Origin of the sequence: Mesorhizobium sp. CCNWLY176, from assembly GCF_037153935.1 — a bacterium.
GTDB classification, from domain to species: Bacteria; Pseudomonadota; Alphaproteobacteria; order Rhizobiales; family Rhizobiaceae; genus Mesorhizobium_M; species Mesorhizobium_M zhangyense.
The window spans coordinates 228,761-248,150 of record NZ_JBBBDZ010000001.1 but is presented as its reverse complement, the minus strand read 5'-3'; the positions used below and the strand labels follow the sequence as shown (position 1 = coordinate 248,150).

General features: G+C 63.0%; 11 protein-coding genes. 9 read left to right on the top strand and 2 right to left on the bottom strand.

What is annotated here, in order from left to right; translation table 11 throughout:
- Nucleotides 1–17: 17 nt before the first annotated feature.
- The 3 genes from otnK (at nucleotide 18) to WBQ96_RS01110 (ending at nucleotide 11,642) form a co-directional block, all read left to right on the top strand.
- Nucleotides 18–1,292, top strand: coding sequence for a 3-oxo-tetronate kinase (gene otnK / locus WBQ96_RS01120; RefSeq protein WP_165117422.1), 1,275 nt, complete (start codon nucleotides 18–20; stop codon nucleotides 1,290–1,292).
- The gene (gene otnC / locus WBQ96_RS01115) at nucleotides 1,289–1,933 is read left to right on the top strand and encodes a 3-oxo-tetronate 4-phosphate decarboxylase (protein ID WP_165117424.1); all 645 of its coding nucleotides are present in this window, start codon (nucleotides 1,289–1,291) and stop codon (nucleotides 1,931–1,933) included. The genes otnK and otnC overlap by 4 nt, the downstream gene beginning before the upstream one ends.
- Nucleotides 1,934–2,336: 403 nt before the next feature.
- On the top strand, nucleotides 2,337–11,642 hold the full coding sequence (locus tag WBQ96_RS01110; RefSeq protein WP_336547006.1) for an autotransporter-associated beta strand repeat-containing protein: 9,306 nt from the start codon (nucleotides 2,337–2,339) through the stop codon (nucleotides 11,640–11,642).
- A gap of 24 nt (nucleotides 11,643–11,666) precedes the next feature.
- Here WBQ96_RS01110 and WBQ96_RS01105 read toward each other — a convergent pair whose 3' ends face one another.
- Nucleotides 11,667–12,398 (bottom strand): GntR family transcriptional regulator, encoded by a 732-nt coding sequence (locus WBQ96_RS01105; RefSeq protein ID WP_165117428.1) that lies wholly within the window; start codon nucleotides 12,396–12,398, stop codon nucleotides 11,667–11,669.
- Between the two features lie 272 nt (nucleotides 12,399–12,670).
- Between WBQ96_RS01105 and WBQ96_RS01100 the strand changes: the two genes are divergently transcribed.
- From WBQ96_RS01100 to WBQ96_RS01075, 6 genes are all read left to right on the top strand, one after another.
- The gene (locus tag WBQ96_RS01100) at nucleotides 12,671–14,068 is read left to right on the top strand and encodes an NAD(P)H-dependent oxidoreductase (RefSeq protein WP_336547008.1); all 1,398 of its coding nucleotides are present in this window, start codon (nucleotides 12,671–12,673) and stop codon (nucleotides 14,066–14,068) included.
- A 38-nt stretch (nucleotides 14,069–14,106) separates the two neighbouring features.
- On the top strand, nucleotides 14,107–15,111 hold the full coding sequence (locus tag WBQ96_RS01095) for a TRAP transporter substrate-binding protein (RefSeq protein ID WP_336547010.1): 1,005 nt from the start codon (nucleotides 14,107–14,109) through the stop codon (nucleotides 15,109–15,111).
- Between the two features lie 15 nt (nucleotides 15,112–15,126).
- Nucleotides 15,127–15,798, top strand: a complete 672-nt coding sequence (locus tag WBQ96_RS01090) for a cyclase family protein (protein ID WP_336547012.1) — start codon at nucleotides 15,127–15,129, stop codon at nucleotides 15,796–15,798.
- On the top strand, nucleotides 15,795–16,313 hold the full coding sequence (locus WBQ96_RS01085) for a TRAP transporter small permease (protein ID WP_165117436.1): 519 nt from the start codon (nucleotides 15,795–15,797) through the stop codon (nucleotides 16,311–16,313). The genes WBQ96_RS01090 and WBQ96_RS01085 overlap by 4 nt, the downstream gene beginning before the upstream one ends.
- Complete coding sequence (locus WBQ96_RS01080) at nucleotides 16,313–17,590, top strand: TRAP transporter large permease (RefSeq protein ID WP_336547255.1); 1,278 nt, start codon at nucleotides 16,313–16,315, stop codon at nucleotides 17,588–17,590. The genes WBQ96_RS01085 and WBQ96_RS01080 overlap by 1 nt, the downstream gene beginning before the upstream one ends.
- A gap of 645 nt (nucleotides 17,591–18,235) precedes the next feature.
- Nucleotides 18,236–18,478: a hypothetical protein gene (locus WBQ96_RS01075; RefSeq protein ID WP_165116863.1), complete on the top strand. Its 243-nt coding sequence runs from the start codon at nucleotides 18,236–18,238 to the stop codon at nucleotides 18,476–18,478.
- A gap of 164 nt (nucleotides 18,479–18,642) precedes the next feature.
- Here WBQ96_RS01075 and WBQ96_RS01070 read toward each other — a convergent pair whose 3' ends face one another.
- Nucleotides 18,643–19,347 (bottom strand): FadR/GntR family transcriptional regulator, encoded by a 705-nt coding sequence (locus tag WBQ96_RS01070; RefSeq protein ID WP_246245726.1) that lies wholly within the window; start codon nucleotides 19,345–19,347, stop codon nucleotides 18,643–18,645.
- Nucleotides 19,348–19,390: the final 43 nt, after the last annotated feature.

Below are 19,390 nucleotides of genomic sequence, written 5' to 3'. Positions count from 1 at the left end.
ATGAATACCCGGAGTGAATGAACATGCTATTAGGTGCGGTTGCGGATGATCTGACGGGAGCGACAGATCTGGCGCTGACATTATCGCGGGAGGGGATGCGCACGGTGCAGACTGTTGGCGTTCCCGCGGACGATTTCGATTTCGGCGATGCCGAAGCCGTCGTCATCGCACTGAAATCGCGGACAATCCCTGCCGCTGAGGCAATCGCAATGTCGCTGGAAGCGGCACGCCTGCTGAAGGCCCACGGAGCCGAGCAGATCATCTTCAAATATTGCTCCACTTTCGATTCCACGCCGCAAGGCAATATCGGACCGGTGGCGGAAGCGTTGCTCGAGGAACTCGGCGGCAACCTGACACTGGCCTGCCCTGCCTTCCCGACCAACGGCCGAACGGTTTATCGCGGCCATCTGTTCGTCGGTGACCAGCTCCTGTCCGACAGCCCGATGAAGGATCACCCCCTGACGCCCATGACCGATTCCGATCTGGTTCGGGTTTTGCAGCAGCAGACAACACTACCAGTTGGCCTCGTCATCCACGATGCGGTCAGCAAGGGACACGAAGCCGTCGCAGCCGCCTTCAAGGCGGCCGCATCCAAGGGCGAGAAGGTCATCATCGTTGACGCGATCACCAACGACGACCTGCGCGCTATCGGCAAGGCCGCCGCCGATATGACCTTGATCACAGGCGGGTCCGGGATTGCCATCGGCCTACCGGAGAATTTTCGCCGGGCCGGGAAGTTGGCACCCAGACAGACAGCGGCAGCCTTTGCTGGACCGGCTGGCCCCGCCGTCATGCTGGCAGGCTCCTGTTCGACCGCGACGCGCCGACAGGTCGAGACTGCAATCGCGGCCGGTACGCCTGCAATGAAGCTCGACCCGCTCGCGATTGCCGATGGCCGGAACACGGCGGATGCCGTGATCGATTGGGTAAAGGCCAACAGCTCCGCTGCGATCCCGCTTGTCTATTCAAGTTCCGACCCCGAGGATGTTAAGAAGGCCCAGGATGTGCTAGGGCGCGACCGGGCGGGCGCGGTGGTCGAACATCTGCTGGCCGATGTGGCGATCGCGCTGCGCAATGACGGCTACCGCCGCTTCCTTGTGGCCGGCGGCGAAACCTCGGGCGCGGTCGTCAATGGTCTTGGCGTCGAAGCCCTGTTTATCGGCCCCGAAATCGATCCGGGCGTGCCGTGGACACTGAGCCTTGGTGACGAGGCGCCATTGGCGCTGGCCTTGAAGTCCGGCAATTTCGGCAGTGACGATTTCTTCCTCAAGGCATGGGAACTGATGCGATGACCGCCATCCTCTCGGAAGAAACCAAGCTTCGCGACGAAATCGCCGCCGTGGGCAAGTCGCTGTTCGATCGGGCACTAACCTTCGGCTCGACGGGCAACATCAGCGCGCGCCTGTCCAATGGCGACCTGCTGATGACCCCTACCAATGCCTCCCTCGGCAACCTCGACCCGGCGCGCCTGTCGCGCTTTACCGCCGAGGGCGTCCATGTCGACGGCGACAAGCCGACCAAGGAAGCCTTCCTGCACCAGTGCATGTATTGCCAGCAGAAACTTTCCGGTGCCGTCGTGCATCTGCATTCCACCTACGCGGTCGCGGTCAGCATTCTGGAAGACGTCGACCCGGATGATGTGCTGCCACCGCTGACGGCCTATTATGTGATGCGGGTCGGCTCCCTTCCGCTGGTGCCCTACTATCCGCCGGGCGATACCGCGCTTGCGAATGCGGTCGCCGAGAAGGCGAAGAACAGCCATGCCGTGCTTCTCGCCAATCACGGACCGGTGGTCGCCGGAAAGACCTTGCGGGATGCGCAATACGCGACCGAGGAACTCGAGGAAACCGCCAAACTCCATCTCCTGCTCGAAGGACGGCGGACACGTCCCCTCACCCCGCAGCAGCGCAATGCCCTCCTGAAGACCTTTTGAAGGGCTCCCCATGTTGCACGGGTCGGTGCTGTTACATTGTTCAGGAATGGGCGGCAGCTCGGCGATGTTGGTATCGCGCAGTCTCCGGCACAAAATCACTGAGGCCCAGGCCGTCGAGAATTCGACCGTCGGCTCTGCGTCCTCCACGAGCCTGCCAGGCGATATCAGTTAAGCGGCTATAAACGCTCGGCAAAATTCCACCCAAAAATAGTAATTTCCGGATAATTGACCACAATTTTTGCCGGTCATAAGGTCCGGCTCGTCGGCGCTTGGGGAATAGGCGAGCGGCACCGGAATTTTTGCAACTGATGTGAACTGCGACCGGCAGCATGGCTGTTTTCGGCGGCGGCGAAGCTTTGCGCGACGCCTGTTGCCGGTTTGCGTTTGCCAGAGGGAAGACCAAGTGAATAGCATTCGCCGCAGCCGACCGGACGCCGCCCAAAACGATAGCGTCCAGAGGTATCCTGCCGCTAGGAAGGCCGAAGCCCCGGCAAGCTCACCGTATGCACGCTACCGCGCGATCCTGCTTGCCGGCACTGCCCTGGTCGCGCCCTTTGGGCTGCTGACGACGAACCAGCCGGCGCTGGCCCAGTTCATCGGAAGCAATGGCGGGAGTGGTGGCAGCGCCGGCGGCAATGGTACCACTGCTGGCGGCGGCGGAGCCGGCGGCAGCTATGGAGATGGCAGCGCGACCGCACCTGGCGGCGGAGGCGGATCCACGGGCGGTCAAGGGTCCCGCGGCGGCGGCGGCGGCGGCTCGGATGGTGGCGGTGGTGGCGGTGGCGGCTATATAGTTGGCGCCGGCGGTGGCGGTGGTGGCGCCGGTGGCGCCGGACTGGTCCTCGGCAGCGATATGAACAACAGCAATGCCATCACCGGCGGCAATGGCGGCAACGGTGGTAGCGGAAGTTACGGTTCCGTCCCCGCCGGCTCCTATGGCGGCGGCGGCGGTGGTGGCGGTGGTGGTTCCGGCATAATCGCCACGACCGGCGCCAACCTCACCAATTCCGGCACGATCACCGGCGGCAATGGCGGCGGCGGCGGAAGCGTGAACGGCATCTACCCATTTACCAACCTGTCGGAGAACGGTGCGGGTGGCCGCGGTGGCAATGGCATCAGCGCCACGGGTTCCGCAGGGTTGACGATAACGAACACCGGCACGATCAAGGGCGGCGGCGGCGGCACCGATTTCCAGAATTTCCAGCCCTACCGGCCACAGCCCGGCGGCTTCGGCATTATCGGCCAGAACCTGACGATCATCAACAGCGGCACGATCGCCGGCGGCGTCCAGGGAGCCGCCGGCGGGTCGAACGGCGCAACCTCCACCGCCATCATCATCACCGGCGGCGTGAACAGTATCAAGGCGCTCGCCAGCAGCAACATCGGCGCGATCGAGCTTGGTGGCAATACGACGCTGGCGGGCGCGTTCAACAACACGATCCAGGTCAACGGCGGCGTCACGATGTCGGTGAGCGGCTCGACCACTGCCGATGATGTGTCCGGCATCACCACGCTGACGAATTATGGCACGACCGCGATCGCTGCCGGGCGCACGCTGAGCGCCCAGACGATCAACAATGGCGCCGGCACGATCAGTGTCGGCGCCGGCGCAACGCTGCGCGGCACAGGCAACACGCTGAACAACAATGCCACCATCAATGTCGATGCCGGCGGCAACCTCATCGATGCCGGCGCTATCAACAACCAGGGCGGCGGCACCATCAATTTCAACGGCCCTACCGGAACCGCGACGCTGTCCGCCGGTGCGAGCGGTATCTACAACGACGGACAGATAAAAGTGCTGGGCGGCGACGTGACCGTCACCGGCAACCTGAGCAACCAGAACAACGGCACGCTCTCGCTGACCGGCGGCAACATGACCGGCATAGGCACGCTGACCAACAGCGGCACTGCGACGTTGAATGTTGCTTCCGGATACAATCTTGGCGTCGACACCCTCTCGGTGACCGGCGGCAGCGTCACCGGCACAGGCATGATTACCGCCACGACGGCCTTCAACATCCAAGGCGGCTCGCTCGCTACAGCACTTGCCGGCAGCGGCGCCCTTAACAAAACCGGCAGCGGCACCGCAACACTGAGCGGCACCAACACCTATTCAGGCGGCACCAATATCAACGGCGGCACGCTTTCCGTCTCGGCAGGCGCCAATCTCGGCACCGGCGCGCTGAGCTTCAACGGCGGTACGCTGCGGGCAACCGCTTCCTTGACCACCAACCTCGATGCTACCCTCGACACAGGCGGCGGCACCCTGTCGGCGGCGTCAGGAATCACGCTTACCTACAACGGCCTTCTCAGCGGCGCGGGCGCGCTTTCCGTCACCGGCGGCGGCAAGGTCTCGCTCGACGGCGCAAACACCTATCTCGGCGGCACTACGCTGATCGGCGGCACGCTGTCAGTGCTCAACGATTCAAGCCTCGGCGACACGGCAGGTGCGCTGACGCTTCAGGGCGGCACGTTGGAGACCCGCAGTTCGTCGGCGGCGATGCGCGATGTCGTGCTGAACGGGACGGGCGGCGACTTGGCTCAGGCTGCGGGAGCAACCCTTATCCACTCCGGCCAGTTCACCGGAACCGGCGCGCTTACCGTGAGCGGACCCGGTACGCTGAAACTCACCAACAGCGCCAACAGCTATTCCGGCGGGACAACGCTGGCCGGCGGCACGCTCGAGGTCACCGGCGACGACACGCTGGGCAGTGGCGGGCTGATCTTTACGGGCGGCGCACTGGCCACCACGGACAGCTTCACCATGAACCGCGCGGTCACGCTGTCGAGCACGGGAACGATCGCCCCAGTCGAAGGCACGACGCTTTCCTATGCCGGTGCGATCAATGGCGTTGGCAGCCTCACCGTCGCCGGCGGCGGCACGCTCGCCCTACTCGCAACCAACGGCTATCAGGACGGCACCACGATTTCCGGCGATGCCACCCTTTCGGTGCTGTCCAACGACAACATGGGCGCGTCAAACGGGACCCTCAATTTCGACGGCGGTACGCTCAGTGTGGGATCGTCCTTCGACATGAACCGCAGCGGCACCATCGGCGCCGGTGGCGGCACCGTGGCACTCGACGGCACGACCTTGACCTCCCTGGCAGGGTTCAGCGGTTCGGGCGCCCTGACCGTGGAAGGCAGCGGCACACTGGTGCTGGCCGGCGCCAACACCTATAGCGGCGGCACGACCATCACCGATGCCACGCTGCAGATCGGCGATGGCGGTGCCGGCGGTTCGCTGGCAGGCACAGTGACCAACAACGGCAAGCTCGTCATCGACAGAACCGGATCCGTCACGCTCGGCGGGGCGATCGACGGCAGCGGCAGCCTTGAACAGATCGGGCCGGGCACTACCGTCCTTGCTGCGGACAACAGCTACAGCGGCGGCACCAAAATATCGGGCGGAACACTGCAGATCGGCAATGGCGGCACTGCCGGTTCGTTATCGGGTGATGTCGACAACAGCGGCGCACTTGCATTCGACCGCTTCAACGACAGCGCTTTCGACGGCGTCGTCAGCGGAACGGGCACGGTTTCCAAGGCCGGCGCAGGCAAGTTGACCCTGAGCGGCGCTAACACCTATTCCGGCACCACCACCATCAGCGGCGGCACGCTCGAGGTCGGCGATGGCACCACATCCGGCACGCTCGGCTCAGGCGACGTCAACAATGGCGGCACGCTTGCCTTCAACCGTTCCGACATCGTCACCGTCGACAATGAAATCACAGGCACCGGCAAGCTCAACCAGACAGGCACCGGCACGACCGTCCTGACCGGCGACAGCACCTATACCGGCGCGACGACCGTTTCCGCCGGCACCCTCCTCGTCAACGGTTCGATCGCCTCGTCTTCCGGCATCACCGTCGACGCCGGTGCCACCATCGGCGGCAGCGGCACACTTGCCTCCACCATCGTCAACGGCACGCTTGCCGCCGGCAACAGCCCCGGCACCCTCACCGTCGATGGCGACCTCGTGCTCAATTCCGGTTCGACCAGCGTCTTCGAGCTCGGCACGCAGGGTGTGGCCGGCGGCCCTACCAACGATCTTGTCGTCGTCGAGGGCGACCTGACACTGGGCGGCACACTGGAAACACCCAACGCGGTGACCGGCTACTACCGGCTGTTCAATGTTTCCGGAACGACCACCGGCTCATTCGACACGCTGCCCACCGACGCCATCATCAGCACCGCCGTCAACAACCAGGTCAACCTGCTGCTGCGCAATAACGGCCAGCTCTTGCAGTTCTGGGACGGCTCAGACATGACCGGCAACGGCACAGTAGACGGCGGCGTGGGTACATGGGACGCAGCCAACAGCAACTGGACCGGCGCGCCCGGCGAAGCCGGCATCAATGACAGCTGGCGCGGCGAGGTCGGCGTTTTTGCCGGCACCGCCGCCACGGTCAAGGTCGAAGGGACCCTGGCCTTCCAAGGCCTCCAGTTCTCAACGGACGGTTATGAGCTGGCCGGCGGAACTTTGGACCTGTCCGGTGACGCCTACGGCAATACGGACGCGAGCTTCGTCAACACCGACGTCGGCGTGACGGCCATCATCTCGTCGGTTCTGACCAGCACCGGCCATGGTCTTGACAAGCTAGGCCTTGGCACGCTGGTGCTGGCCGGCGACAACACCTATTCCGGCCTGACCACGATCAAGGCGGGCACGCTGCAACTCGGCAACGCCGGCACTGCCGGCTCGGTTGCCGGAGACATCGCCAACGAAGGCGTGCTGGCTTTCAACCGCACGGACGACGGCTTGACGTTGGGCGGCGAGATTTCGGGCACTGGGCGGGTAGAGCAGAACGGCACCGGCACGACCACACTGACTGGCGCCAACACCTATACCGGCGGCACCGAGATAAATGTCGGCACCTTGCAGATTGGCGATGGCGGAAGCTCCGGCTCGATCGTTGGCGACGTCGTCAACGACGGTGCGCTGGTCTTCAACCGGTCGGATTTTTACGGTTCTTTCGCCGGCGATGTTTCCGGCTCCGGAACTGTTACCGTCACCGGTGGCGGCATGCTGGTGGCGAGTGGCGACCTCAGCCATACGGGCGGAACGACGATCGACAGCGACAGTGTGCTGCTGGTCGGCGACGGAGCGACGAATGGCTCGCTGGCCGGCAATGTGGCGAATTCCGGCACCCTGGCGTTCGACCGATCGGACGACATCGCGTTTGACGGCGACATCAGCGGCTCGGGGATTTTGAACAAATATGGCGCCGGCGTGCTGGCAATGACGGGTGACAACAGCGGCTATGACGGCATAGTCAATGTGCAGGCCGGCACATTGCGGGTCGAGAACAGCTCGGCGATCGGCACCGGCTATCTCATGATGTACGATGGCGCGCTCGACTATGCGGCCGGTGTCGAGCTTACCAACATCCTGACCGTCCAGCAGGACAATACCGAACTCTGGGTCAAGCAGGGCACTGCCACGCAGACCGGGATCATCCTGACCGGCGGCGGGGTGCCGCGCGCCATCGAAAAGAAGGGTGCCGGTACGCTGGTCATCTACGGGATGGATCACGGCGGCGCGACGACCGTAAGCGAAGGCACGTTGAAAGCCGGCGCTTCGAGCGCATTCGATTCGCGAAGCGACGTGGCGGTGGCTTCGGGCGCCAAGCTCGATCTCGACGGCTTCGACCAGATCATCGGATCGCTGGCGGGAGCCGGCGATGTCACTCTCGGCGCAGGAACTCTGACCTCTGGCGGCAATGACGGTTCGACAACATTCTCCGGCAGGATTTCCGGCACCGGCGGTCTGACGAAGGATGGAACGGGCATCTTCACGCTCAGCGGCGCCAACAGCTATACCGGGGACACGTTCGTCGACGCCGGCACCCTCAAGGCGGGCGCGGCCAACAGTTTTGCGGCCGGCAGCGCCTTCAGCATCGAGTCGGGCGCAAAGCTCGACCTCGGCGGCTACAACCAGACCATCGGATCGCTCGCAGGTACGGGCGAAGTCGCCCTGGGCGCCGGCACGCTCACCACCGGCGGCAACAACACCTCAACTGCATATGCCGGCGACATCGGCGGCAGTGGCGGCCTGACCAAGTCCGGATCGGGCACGCTCACCCTGTCAGGCTCCAGCACCTATGCCGGCGCTACCAAAGTGGAAGCCGGGAAGCTGAAGGCAGGGGCGGAAGACACCTTTGCGGCAGGCAGTGCCTTCAGCGTCGCTTCGGGCGCGACCCTTGACCTCGACGGCTACGACCAGATCATCGGATCGCTTGCGGGCGCCGGCGGAGTGACGCTCGGTGCCGGCACGCTGACCGCCGGCAATGCCAGCGACACCAGCTTCTCCGGTGTCATCTCGGGCAATGGCGGACTGGTCAAGCAAGGCGTTGGCACGCTGACCGTATCGGGCAACAACACCTACAACGGCACGACCTCGGTCCAGGCCGGCCGGCTGCAGGTCAACGGCAAGCTGGGCAACACCGCCGTCACGGTCGAAAGCAGCGCGACGCTCAGCGGCTCAGGTTCCATCGACGGGGCCGTCACGATTTCCGATGGCGGCCATCTCGCGTCCGGATCGGGCCTCGGCCCGTTGACCCTGGGCTCGCTGTCTCTGGCGAGCGGTGCCTATCTCGACTACGAGCTTGGCCTGACTGGCGATCGCATCGATGTCGTCGGCGACCTTACACTCGACGGCACCATCAATGTCAGCGGCGGCAACGACTTTGGCGCAGGCATCTATCGCCTATTCAACTATGGCGGCGCGCTGACCGACAACGGGCTGGCCATCGGCACCGTTCCTGCCGCCTTCCTTGCCAGCGACTTGACCGTACAGACCGCAATCGCTTCGCAAATCAACATGGTCAACGCGGGCGGCACCACACTGTCGTTCTGGGACGGCGGCTCAGCCGCGAATTTCAACAACGGCACGGTTGATGGCGGCGACGGAGTGTGGAGCGCTACCGGTGGAAATTGGACCAAGCAGGACGGCGCTTTCAATGCACCGATGAAGCCGCAACCCGGCTACGCCATATTCCAGGGCCAGGCCGGCACCGTGACGGTCGACGGCAGCCTCGGCGGAATTGCCGTCACCGGCATGCAGTTTGCAAGCGACGGCTACAAGGTCGAGGGCGATGCCATCACGCTCGCGGATGCGGCAACAACCATTCGCGTCGGAGACGGGACGACCTCCAGCGCCGGGACCGAGGCCACGATCGCATCGGAACTCACCGGCGGCGGTACGCTCGTCAAGGATGATCACGGCACCCTCATACTGACCGGCAACAACAGCTACACCGGTGGCACGGTCATCAAGAGTGGCAAGCTCTCGGTTTCTTCCGACGCCAATCTCGGCGCGACCTCCGGCGGCCTTGCCTTTGCCGGCGGTACTCTTGGCAACACGGCTGCGATGACGACTGCGCGCGACATCGACCTACGCGCCGCGGGCGGCATGCTCGATACGCAGGCAGACCTCACGGCATCCGGCACCATTTCCGGCCAGGGCAAACTGACGAAGTCCGGCACCGCGACGCTGACGCTGACCGGCGTAAACACCTACACGGGCGGCACGACGGTAGCGTCGGGAACGCTTACCGGCACGGCATCGAGCTTCGGAACCGGAGCCATCCTCAACGAGGCTGAACTCGTCATCGACCAGAACGTCGACGCCAGCTTCGCCAACGCCATCGACGGCACCGGCGTCTTCACCAAGACGGGCAGCGCGACGCTGATGCTGACCGGCGCCAGCACCCACTCGGGTGGCACCAGGATCAAGGCAGGCACGCTTCAGCTCGGCAATGGCGGCACGACCGGCTCCATGGCCGGCAACGTCGACAATAGCGGCGTACTCGCCTTCAACCGATCCAACCTCATGACCTTTGCCGGTTCGATCTCGGGCAGCGGCGCGGTTCAGCAGGCCGGCTCGGGCAAGACCGTGCTCACCGGCACCAACACCTATACTGGCGGCACGACGATAGCGTCCGGAACGCTTGCCGGCACGGCATCGAGCTTCGGAACGGGAGCCGTCCTCAACAATGCAGCATTCGTCATCGACCACAACGTCGACGCCAGCTTCGCCAATGCCATCAACGGTACCGGCACCTTCGCCAAGACGGGCAGCGGCGCGCTGACATTGACGGGCACCAGCCTGCTCAGCGGGGAAACCACGATCAGTGCCGGTCGGCTTGCCGTCAACGGCTCGCTCGCGAACTCAAGCGTCACCGTGGAATCGGGTGCGATCCTCAGCGGTACGGGCACCGTCGGCAAGGTTACGGCGCTGTCCGGCTCGACGGTCGCGGCCGGCAATTCCATCGGCACGCTCGATGTCGCCGGCGACGCACGCTTCGCCGCCGGCTCCACCTTCCAGGTCGACGTCGATGCCACCGGCAAATCAGACCGGCTCGCCGTCTCGGGTAAGACGACGCTTTCAGGCGGTACCGTGCAGGTTCTTGCGGGGAGCGGTAACTATGGACAGTCGACGCAATACACCATCCTGACGGCCGCCTCAGGAATCTTCGGCCAGTTCGCCTCGGTCACCACCAACCTTGCGTTTCTGACGCCGACACTGTCCTACACAACCAACGCGATCGGACTGAAGCTCGATCGCAACGCCGTCTCATTCACCGACATCGCGCTTACCCGCAACCAGATCGCTACCGGTGGTGCGGCCGAAAAGCTGGGCAACCAGCATGCGCTCTACAAGGCCATCGTCAATCTCGATGAGGAAGCAGCCCGCAAGGCCTTCGACGCACTGTCTGGCGAGGTCCATGCCTCGGTCCAGGGCATGCTCGCCGAAGACAGCAATCTCCTCGCCAACGCCGCGAATGATCGGATAAGGGCTGCGTTCGGCGATGCCGCAAGCTCCCTGCCGGTGATGGCATACGGTCCGGACGGCCCCTTGCTCGCGGAAGCGACGACCGACCGCTTCGCCGTCTGGGGCCAGGCCTACGGTTCGTGGGACAAGACCCGCAGTGACGGCAACGCAGCGGCTTTCGACAGCAGCACCGGAGGATTCGTTGGCGGTGCCGACGCGAGCATTAGCGACAATTTCCGCCTCGGCATATTCGGCGGTTACAGCCACAGCTCCTTCGATGCGGACGGCCGGGCTTCATCGGGCAGCGCCAGCGCCTACAATTTCGGCGTGTTCGGCGGCGGCCAGTGGGGCAACCTCGGCCTGCGCGGCGGCGCCGCATACAGCTGGAACAACATCGAGATCAGCCGCGAGGTCGCCTTCCCCGGCTTTTCGGACAGTCTCAAGGCGCAGTACGATGCCGGCACGACACAGGTCTTCGGTGAAGTCGGCTACCGCCTGCATGCCGGCGGCTCGACATTCGAACCGTTCGCCGGTCTCAACTACGTTGCCGTCAGGACCGACGGCTTCGGCGAAAAGGGTGGCAAGGCAGCTTTGACGGGCTCCGGCTCGACCACCGAGACGACTTTCGCAACGCTCGGCGTGCGTGGCAGCACCGACATCATGATACAAGACTTCAACGCCACCCTGCACGGCACGGTCGGCTGGCGGCACGCCTTCGGCGATGTCACACCGCTGAGTTCGCTCGCCTTCACCGGCGGCAGTACCTTCACAGTCGCCGGCGTGCCGATCGCACGAAACAGCGCGATCGTCGAAGCCGGGCTCGATTTCACCCTGTCGCCTGCCGCCAAATTCGGTCTTTCCTATGCCGGCCAATTCGGCAGCGGGGCCATCGACCAAAGCTTCAAAGCCAATCTTGCAGTAAGCTTCTGAAGCACGCACGAACCAACAAGGACGTTACCGGTCTCCCGGTAATGTCTGGTTCTCCGCTTTCGACAACTCACCTTCCAGCACGTTCCGCGTCACGCCCCATCCGCTCAGATGATGCGCGCGCAGCACCTCGCGCAGGAGCGCCCCCTCGCGCTGCCTGAGCGCGTCGAGAATCTGCTCGTGCTCGAACACCGCCCGCGCCCAGCGTTCGGATCGGCGATTGCCGGCGTAGCGATATCTGCGGATGCGCGCGCTTTCTGCGGCATAGATGCGTGACAGCGTGGCATTGTGTGCGCAATCGACGATTCGCTGGTGAATTGTCTGGTTGATATGGAAATATTCCATGAGCTCACCGCGCTGATAGGCATCGACCATCTCAGCGTGCAACCGCTCGATCTCTGCGATCATCTGCGGTGTTGCCCGTTCGCAGGCGCGCGCCGCTGCCACGCTCTCCAGCCCGATCAGCACTTCGATGGCAGCCTCCACCTCTTCGGGGGAGATGCCGACCACCGTTGCTCCGCGGTTGGGATCGATGCGGACAAGGCCCTCCCCCTCGAGGATCTTGAAGGCTTCGCGCAGCGGAGTTCGTGAAACGCCCAGCTGCTCCGTCAGCACGCGCTCGTTGATCCTCGTTCCCGCTTCTATATCTCCCGCGACAATCATGTCGCGAACGCGCTGGGCCACGAAGGTAGAGCGCCGACCCCGCGGCCAAGTCGCTTCAAGTCCGGATTGGTCTGTCGTTTTTGAGGCATATTGCATGCAAACATCCTAGACACACCGCAAAAAAGGCACAAGCCCATTGACAGCTTGCCTATATTGCATGCAATGAGCTTTTAAAGCGGCCCTGATGCGCGACAACTGCGGTCCAAACAGGCCGCCTGAGTTTCGGCTGAGGCGTGATTGCATGCAGTGAGGTTGCGCGCGCGGGAAGGAGACGCGCGGGACGGGAACCACCGCCCGCTGGATACGAGTTCAATTCGAGGCCGTTCTGCGGCCCAGGACTATTTTCAGAAAGACAAAGAAATTTCTCGATGAATTATCACGCATACTTCAATGCCGGCGACCGTCTCATCGAGACCTGCGTTATCGGAACGGGTGGCTTCGGGCGAAGCTTCCTCGCGCAGGGCCTGCGGGTGCCGCTCATGCGCGCTCGCGTGGCTGTCGACGTCGATGCGCAAACTGCTTTACAGGCCATGTTGGCGGTTGGGATTGCACGCGAGGACATTCGCGTCTGCGATAACGCGGAGGCGGCGGAAAAAGCCTGGAATGAAGGTGCCTTCATCGCCGCCGGTGAGTTTGAGCATGTTGCCGGCCTGCCCGTGGACGTCGTTGTGGAAGCCACCGGTCACCCGGAGGCCGGAGCGCGACACGCACGGATGGCGATCGAGGCTGGACGGCATCTCGCACTGGTTTCGAAAGAAGTTGACAGCGTGGTCGGTCCCGGCCTTGCCGTTATGGCCAGATCGCGCGGCAAGGTTGTTACGCCGGTCGATGGTGATCAGCCTAGCCTGCTGATCGGACTTGTAAGCTGGGCCGAGACCCTGGGTTTCGAGATTATCGCGGCAGGCAAGTCGAGCGAATACGATTTCGTCTTCGACGCCGCTGCCGGGACGCTGACGAGCAACGGCAGGACCGTGTCGGCGCCGGAGTTTGGCCAATACGCGCGTCTCGACGGGCGTGACAGTTCGCTGGTGGCCGAGGCGCGGTCCAGGGCGGCGGCGGCCCTGCCGCAGCGCGCAGTGCCCGATTTGTGCGAACTTTCAGTCGTCGCCAACGCTGTCGGCTTCGCGCCCGATCGTCCGCAGCTTCATGCGCCGATAGCCCGGATCGACGAAGTGCCTACCATTCTGTGCGAGACCTCGGAGGGTGGTATCCTTTCCGGTCCGCGCAGGCTTGAGGTTTTCCATTGCCTGCGTGATCCCGGCGGCATCAGCTTTGCTGGCGGGGTCTTCGTGGTGGTGCGCTGCGAAGATCGCCCGACCTGGAAGATGCTCGAGGAGAAAGGGCATGTGGTGAGCCGGAACGGCAACGCCGCAATGGTCTATATTCCGCGCCATCTTCTTGGCCTCGAAGCCGCAACCAGCATCCTGGCGGCCGGAATGAACGGCGTTTCCACTGGCGCCACCGAGCCTTCCCACCACGTCGATCTTGTGGCCGTTGCCGATGTCGATCTGGCTGCCGGCACAACGCTTGCCATGGGCGGACATCACCATTCGATCGAGGGCGTTTCATCAATGATGCTGCCGGCCGGCCCGCTTGTGCCGGACGCACCGGCGCCATTCTACCTTGCCTCGAACAAACGCCTGTCACGTCCGGTCAGGCAAGGCGAGCCGATCAGAATGGCCGATCTCGAAATTCCGGAAGACAGCGAGCTTATGAAACTGCGCCGCCTTCAGGATGCTCATTTCTTCGCTGAAGGGCGAGCCTGAAACAGATAATACCAACACGAATCGACATGGGAGGAACCATGAAACTGAACCTCACCCGACGTACTTTCCTGGCTGGAGCCGGCACGACTGCGGCAATGCTGGCGATGCCTCATCTGGCGCGGGCGAGCGCCGCCAAGACGTTGCGCCTCGCCCATCCTCACCCCGACACGGACAGCTGGCAGGACGCCGGCCAGTGGATGGACGAGGCCCTGAAGGAGCGGACCAGCGGCGCGCTTGGCGTCCAGCTGTTTCCCAACGGCGTACTCGGCAGCGATTCCACCATGATCAATGCCGTGCGTGCAGGCACGCTCGACATGATGGTGACGGGAAATCCGTTCTTTACCGGCCTGGTGCCGAAACTGAACGTTCTCGATCTGCCCTTCATTTTCAAGGACCGCGGCCACGTCGCAGCCGTGCTTGACGGTGATATCGGAGACGAACTGCGCGCCGGCTTCTCGGATGCAGGGCTGGTTGCCCTGGCGACCTGGGAGACCGGCTGGCGCAATGTCACCAACAGCCGACGCCCGGTCAAAACGCCGGCGGACCTGCATGGCTTGAAGATCCGCACCACACCCAATCCCGCTCACATCAAGGCGTTCGAACTGCTCGGCGCAGCACCGACGCCGATGGCCTTTACCGAGCTTTTCACAGCGCTTGAAATGCGATCGATCGACGGGCAGGAGAACCCGACGACGCTGATTTTGAATTCGAAATTCTTCGAGGTTCAGCGCTATCTTTCGCTGACTCAGCATGCTTTTACCACGTCGCCGCTGGTGATGAACAAGGCCAAGTTCGAGGCCCTGGGTGAAGAGCTCGGCAACACACTGCTGGAGACAGCCAAGGAGGCTGCCAAGAGGCAGCGCCAGATGAATACCGAGCGTGAAGTCACCAGCCTCGAGGCGCTCAAGCAGGAAGGCATGGAGACCGTCGAGGATCCGGATCGCGAGGCGTTCCGGGCCATCGTGGCGGATACGGTTCGCGGGGACTTCGCCACCAAGTTTGGTCCGGACCTGCCTGAGCGCATCGCCGAACTGGCGGGTTAACGAAGGAATAGAGCTATGCGCATCGTCGATCTGAGCATGCCGGTGAGTGAGCATTTCCGGTGGCAGCCGGAGATAGCCGTCAAGGGCGACAAGTCCGCCGGAGACCAGTTTCGCGTGACACGGTTGGCTACCACCTGCCACGGCTTCACGCATGTCGATGCGCAGGCTCATTTCATCGATGGCGCACCCACCATCGAGGCGACGCCACTCGAACAGGTCGTCGGCCGCTGCCGCGTCTTCGACCTGTCGGCCGTGGAGGCAAACACCGCGATCGAGCCCGCCGCGCTTGCCGCTGCCGATCCCGGCGGTGAGGAGGGCGACATCCTGCTGCTGGCGACCCAATGGGATCTGAAGCGCGACTACCAGACGAGGCAATTCTGGACCGAGGCGCCCTGGCTGACGCGCGAGGCAGCACAGTGGCTGCTGGAACTCAAGCCCAGGGCGCTCGCCGTGGATTTTCCGCAGGATTATCCGATCCGGCTTCTGCTCGACAATGTGCGCGTTCCGGACGAGGAGCACGTGACGCACGACATTCTTCTGCGCGCCGGCGTGACGCTGATCGAATATGTCGTCAACACTGCTGCTTTGCGTGAGAAACGCCTGCTCCTTTGCGCAGCGCCGCTCAAGATAGTGAATGCCGATGGCGCGCCGGCACGCGTGTTCGCCATCGAGGGAGACGACCGATGACATCGAGATATGTCGGCGCCGCTCTGCTCAGAGCGGCCGACCTTGGTTTCCGCGCGCTGGAAGCCGCACTGGTGCTCGTGCTGGCTGCCATGGTGACGCTGGTCTTTGCCAATGTGGTCATGCGCTATGTCTTCGACAGCGGCATAACCGTCACCGACGAATTATCCCGGATGATGTTCGTCTGGATTTCCTTCCTGGGCGCGATTTTGGTTGCCCGCCGCAGCGAACATCTCGGCGTCGACCTGCTCACCGCGACCTTGTCGCCTGCCAGCAAGCGCATCTGCCGCATCCTTGCCGACATCGGCATCGTCATATGCAGTGCCATTCTGGCCAGCGGTGCCTTCAGCCAAACCGTGGCCAACATGTCCAATATCGCTCCGGTATCGGGGCTCCCGACCGGCCTCACCTATGCCGCGCCTTTCCTGGCCGGGCTTGCGATCGGCGTGATCGCTTTCGCCGATCTGCTGGGCGCGGTGCTGTCGCCTGGCACGGCCGAAACGGATGATCTTTCATGATCGTGCTTCTCATCTTCATCGGAGTCTTGCTGGCCACGATTCTGATCGGCGTTCCCATTGCCTTCGGCCTGCTGCTGAGCGGCGTCGCCATGATGTGGTATCTCGGCGCGCTCGACTGGCAGTCGATCGCGCTGCAGATGACCAATGGCGCCGACAGCTTTCCGCTGCTCGCCATTCCCTTCTTCCTGCTCGCAGGCGAGGCGATGAATGCGGGCGGGCTGTCGCGCCGTCTCGTCAATTTCGGGCTGGCGCTGGTCGGGCATCTGCGTGGTGGCCTGGGCTATGTCGCGATCGTCACTGCGATCCTGCTGGCCAGTCTTTCGGGCTCCGCGATCGCAGATACGGCCGTGCTTGCGGGGATGCTGATACCGATCATGCGCGAGGCCGGGTATCATATGGGCCGCTCGGGCGGCTTGATCGGCGCCGGCGGCATCATCGCGCCGGTCCTGCCGCCATCAATCGGCTACATCGTCTTCGGCGTTGCCGGCGGCGTTTCCATCACGCGGCTGTTTCTGGCCGGCATCGTTCCCGGCATCCTGATGGGGCTCGCGCTGGCGATCGCCTGGTGGTGGCTGAGCCGCCGCGAGGACACAGCAGTGTTTCCCCGCCGCTCCGGAAAGGAAATCGGCAAGGCAGCGCTCGATGCGGGCTTCGCGTTCATTCTTCCGCTGATCATCGTCGGCGGTTTGAAAGCCGGTGTTTTCACACCCACCGAGGCCGGCGTCGTCGCCTGCGTCTATGCGATCCTGACCGGTTTCTTCGTTTACCGGGAGCTTTCGCTTCAGCGCCTTTACGATTGCTTCACGGCCACCGTGCGCACCACGGCAGCCGTCATGTTCCTCGTCGCGGCGGCGAGCATCACGGCCTACATGATCGCCATTGCCAATGTGCCCGGCGAAATCGGCGCCTGGCTCGGGCCGTTGCGGGAAAGCCCACTGCTGCTGATGATCGTCATCACCCTTCTGGTGGTCGTGGTGGGAACGGCACTCGACTTCATCCCCACGATCCTGATCCTGACGCCGGTGCTGTTGCCGATCGTCAAGCAAGCCGGCATCGATCCCGTCTATTTCGGCGTGATCTTCATCATGACGGCAGCCATAGGGCTGATCACGCCGCCCGTTGGTGCGGTTCTGAACGTCGTCTGCGCAATCGCCAAGATCAGATACATCGAGGTGGTGAAAGGAGCTGCCCCTTTCATCCTCATCCAGTTGGTGCTTCTCGCTTTGCTGATACTGTTTCCGCAGATCGTGATGGCGCCTGCGAAATGGCTTTACTGAACCCCACGCGGTTGAACTGACGGGTTCCACCTTCACCGTTTGAGGAAGAACAGCAGTCATATTCGGGATGCCTACGAGCGATGGTCGTAACGAGATGCGTTCTAGGAACCCATCCTGGATTTCCCGGCTGCCCTATCGCTCATGTTCAAGCGCGTGCCACAATGGCGTTTTCACGCGAGCATTCAGCGGGACAGGTGCGCTCCAACGCCGTCGCAGCGGCATTATTTGCAGGTGAAGCCTCCATCGATCGCAGAGCGACGCCTGCCTTCAGCGCCGCTCCGGAATCGCCGAAATCATCAGGCGCGCCATTCTCCGCTTTGGGCTCGACAGCGAATGAACCCACGCCCGACGGGGTGGAAAAAACCGGTCGCCATTACCGGCACTCCTGCCAGCATGCTGCGCCTTGCCAAGGAGAGAACAAGCATCCGACAACTCCCCAGATTTTCGGGGAGATAGGCACGGGAAGCCAACGGCTCCGTCGCCCTTCCAGCGAACCGACTGTCGGGAACACTCGCGTTCTCACAATTACGTGCAGTCCGACAACCGTGACAACGGAAGTGCGAATTCCCATATCAGCCGGATTGCGGACATCACGCGGTCATCGTTTGCGTCTATGATCCGCATATCAAAATTTGGAGGTGCCGTATGGGACATGGACGCGAACCCACGCTCGATGAGATCTTGAACGAACCAATCATCCGAAAGGTTATGAAAAGGGACGGATACACCCCGGACGATATTCGCCTTCTGATGCGCCAGGCGAGTGTCAAGGCAAACAGAAACGGCGTGACATATCTGATGTTGCCTTCAGGCACCGATGATGCGGGACTTCAGCATATGCCCACTTCAAAGACGCTGAATGCCTGTTGCCAACAGCCTTCAGCCTGAGCCTCTTTTGGAGAACGGATTCCGGTTCAATTGACAGGCGTTTTGCCACAAGTTTGTGTGAGCAGTCACCCAGCGCCTCCTCAAGCAATGGCTCCTTGACGACATTTTCGGCATAGCCCTTTTAGGCTTGGAAAAGCTCGAATGAAAACCGGCCGTCGTAAAAACTATGGGTCGAGGGTTCGGTCCGTCAGCCGCCGCCGCGCGTGAATGATATGCAGTTCCATCGCCGCCCTCGCCCACACCGCGTCACGCTTGCGGATCGCCTCGACGATGTCGGTATGTTCGGAGACAACCTTGCGCGCGCGATCGGTCGATCCCGTGCGGGTTATCGACAGGGATATTCCCATGAAGTCGCTGAGTACGACGCCGTTGCCTTCCAGCGCGCCGCGAAAGAACTCGTTGCCAGTGGCGTCGAGTATGGCGAGGTGAAAGGTGCGGTCGCTTTCTGCGTCGAAGGTGCCATGCCCGATCTGCTGCGCAAAATGTTCGTGCGCCCGCACAATGTCGGACAAAGCTTTCTCGGTTCGGCGCTCGGCAGCCAATGCCGCAGCCTCGCCTTCGATTGAAAGTCGCAATTCCTGGTAACGAAGAAAGCGCGATACGTCGGTCAGGCTGGTGACATCGGTCAGATTGTCCGACGGACGGCTCAACACATAGGTGCCGCTACCGCGCCGCGCTTCCACCAGACCATCGACGCGCAGCCGCGCCAGCGCCTGGCGCACTACTGGCCGCGACACGCCAAAGGTTTCGCTCAGGTCATTCTCGCCGGGCAAGCGGCTACCCGGAGCGAACGCCCCACTCAGGATTTCGTCGAGGATGCGCCCGTAAACCTGGTCGGCAAAACTTGACGGCTTTGTCTCGAAAACCATCGAAATCATCTCACATTCTCGCCTCGCCGAATCTACCATCACG

Bases quoted from the DNA above. Each gene is read 5' to 3' on its own strand.
- otnK (WP_165117422.1), top strand. From the start codon at position 18: ATGAACATGCTATTAGGTGCGGTTGCGGATGATCTGACGGGAGCGACA.
- otnC (WP_165117424.1), top strand. From the start codon at position 1,289: ATGACCGCCATCCTCTCGGAAGAAACCAAGCTTCGCGACGAAATCGCC.
- WBQ96_RS01105 (WP_165117428.1), bottom strand. From the start codon at position 12,398: ATGCAATATGCCTCAAAAACGACAGACCAATCCGGACTTGAAGCGACT.
- WBQ96_RS01100 (WP_336547008.1), top strand. From the start codon at position 12,671: ATGAATTATCACGCATACTTCAATGCCGGCGACCGTCTCATCGAGACC.
- WBQ96_RS01095 (WP_336547010.1), top strand. From the start codon at position 14,107: ATGAAACTGAACCTCACCCGACGTACTTTCCTGGCTGGAGCCGGCACG.
- WBQ96_RS01090 (WP_336547012.1), top strand. From the start codon at position 15,127: ATGCGCATCGTCGATCTGAGCATGCCGGTGAGTGAGCATTTCCGGTGG.
- WBQ96_RS01085 (WP_165117436.1), top strand. From the start codon at position 15,795: ATGACATCGAGATATGTCGGCGCCGCTCTGCTCAGAGCGGCCGACCTT.
- WBQ96_RS01075 (WP_165116863.1), top strand. From the start codon at position 18,236: ATGGGACATGGACGCGAACCCACGCTCGATGAGATCTTGAACGAACCA.
- WBQ96_RS01070 (WP_246245726.1), bottom strand. From the start codon at position 19,347: ATGGTTTTCGAGACAAAGCCGTCAAGTTTTGCCGACCAGGTTTACGGG.